Origin of the sequence: Rhizobium sp. UBA1881 (assembly GCF_002338015.1) — a bacterium.
In the GTDB taxonomy this organism is placed as follows: domain Bacteria; phylum Pseudomonadota; class Alphaproteobacteria; order Rhizobiales; family Rhizobiaceae; genus Rhizobium.
In genome coordinates, this window is the sequence record NZ_DDHH01000099.1 from 657 (window position 1) to 2799 (window position 2143).

Sequence of the window (2143 nt, forward strand, 5' to 3'; positions counted from 1 at the left end):
GAACTTGTCGAGCGTGCCGCCATGCTTGAGTGCGATCGCTGACATCTCCGTCAGGTATTCGTTGAGCATTTCCGTCAACGCCTCCGGCTGCAGGCGTTCGGTCGTTGCCGTGAAATCCTTGATGTCGGAGAAAAAGATCGTCAGCCGCTTGCGTTCGGTATGAACCACGACGTCCTTCTGACCGCTGAAGATCCCCTTGTAGATCTGAGGCGACAGATATCGAGAAATCTTAAGCGATATGCTGGCCAGAAACTCGTTGGTGGATTCCAGGTCACGATTGAACCCCTGTATCAACGCCGCTTGCCGTTGTTGGAGAAAAATCAATGCCATGCCGAGCACGGCTGAGCAAAGAAAGTAAAATAGAAGGTACTTGAAGGCAAAGACGTTGCCGGCGAAGGGCTGCCGGATGATGATCTCCTGGATGCCGCGAACGTCTCCAATCTTCCAGTCTGTCTTCGGGCTCTGCGGGTGTGTGTTGTGACAGGCAACGCAGGCCTGCGCCATGAGCACCGGCGTGACCAGACGGAAGGTGTTGGTGAACCCGCTCCGGTTTATGTCACTCAAGGTCTGCTTCGGATCGGCGCGCAGCGCGGCTAGCGACGCGGTCTCGAAGTGGTCGAGATCATGCGGTGCCCGTTTTTGAAACGGCAGGTCGGAAACGAAGCGATAGGTGATGTTCGCCTGCTGTTGCTTGATCACGTCCCCGAGTTCGAGCGAAAGCGTGGCGGGTATGGGGATCGCACCGGGAATGGTCGCGTATTCATGGGTGACCGGCGTGCCGGTATCCATTCCGGCAGCGTGGGCCGCAAGTATCCGGCCGACCACGTTGGTGGCATAATAGGAGCGAATGCTCGTAATGAGCGAGCTCATGTCTTGAGCCTGCCGCTTCAGTGCACTTTGCGAGAGGTTGCTGACATCCATCCACACGGCAAGCGGCAGCCCGGCGAGCATCGCGATCACCACAGTCGTGATGAAGTAGCCGTTCTTCCTCGCAATGGAACCGTGATCAGCGTTGCCTGCCATGCACCCCCTCGTTTTTAACAAGGATCATCCTACCGGACGCCACCGAATGCCATGCACATGCCGTCGCGGGACATTAAACGATCAAGCGACAACGAACTGGATAATCGCACGGCGACCGATCAGCGTCGAGCGATACGGCATCGAAACCTTCGACTTAAGTGGGATCGCCCGCCATTTGCATTCCCGCATGCGAATTCCCATATATTTTTAAGGAAAATCAGGATTCGGCGCCGCAAGCTGGCTGATAGCGTATCGCAATTTACGAAAATCAAACCATAAGCTGTTGCTTTCTGCGACAAAACCCGGTTGCTTAAGATATTCGACCGGTTGGATTGATAAGGTGATGCGGTACGTAAGACAAACAGCTTGTGGAAATGCAACGCTTGGCATCAGGTTCAGATGATGATCACGGTAGTGCGGTGGGTCGGACCATTTTGAAAAAGCGATGAGTAAAGATCTCTTTCAAGTAAAGTTCTGGGGCGTGCGCGGCAGTATCCCGGTCTCCGGGCCTGAGTTCGATCGCTATGGTGGCAACACCTCCTGCATCGAAATTCGCTGTGGCGAACACCGTATGATCTTCGACGCGGGCTCCGGCGCCCGCGAGGCGGGGCTTTGCATGCTCAACGAGCAGGTTCGCGACGTCGATCTGTTCTTCAGCCACTGTCACTATGACCACATCATCGGGCTGCCGTTCTTCAAGGCCATCTACTATCCGTCTATCGATTTGCGCATCTGGTCCGGCCATCTCGATGGCAAGATGACCACGCGCGAAATGATCGAGCAATTCATCAGCCCGCCATGGTTCCCTGTGAAGACCGACATCTGCCAAGCGACGATGAGCTTCCGCGATTTTCACGCCGGGCAGATCCTGGAACCGCATCCAGGCATCAGGATCAAGACCTTCATGCTGAACCACCCTGGTGGCGCGATCGGCTATCGCGTCGAGTATCAGGGCCGTTCCATCGCGCTGGTCTACGATATCGAGCACACGCCCGGTACCCACGACCCCGTCGCGTTGGAAATGATGCGGGACGTCGATCTCGCTGTCTACGACTGCACTTATAACGAAGACGAAATGCAGCGCTTCAAGGGCTTCGGCCACTCGACGTGGCAGCACGGC

Annotated in this window: 2 protein-coding genes; one reads left to right on the forward strand and one right to left on the reverse strand. The window is 55.9% G+C overall.

Annotation, left to right across the window (positions count from 1 at the left end; translation table 11 throughout):
• Positions 1-1023 (reverse strand): adenylate/guanylate cyclase domain-containing protein (locus B3605_RS12400; RefSeq protein ID WP_296434089.1); only part of this gene is annotated, 1023 nt, incomplete at its 3' end.
• Between the two features lie 445 nt (positions 1024-1468).
• Here B3605_RS12400 and B3605_RS12405 point away from each other — a divergent pair.
• Positions 1469-2143 (forward strand): MBL fold metallo-hydrolase (locus B3605_RS12405; RefSeq protein ID WP_296434090.1); only part of this gene is annotated, 675 nt, incomplete at its 3' end.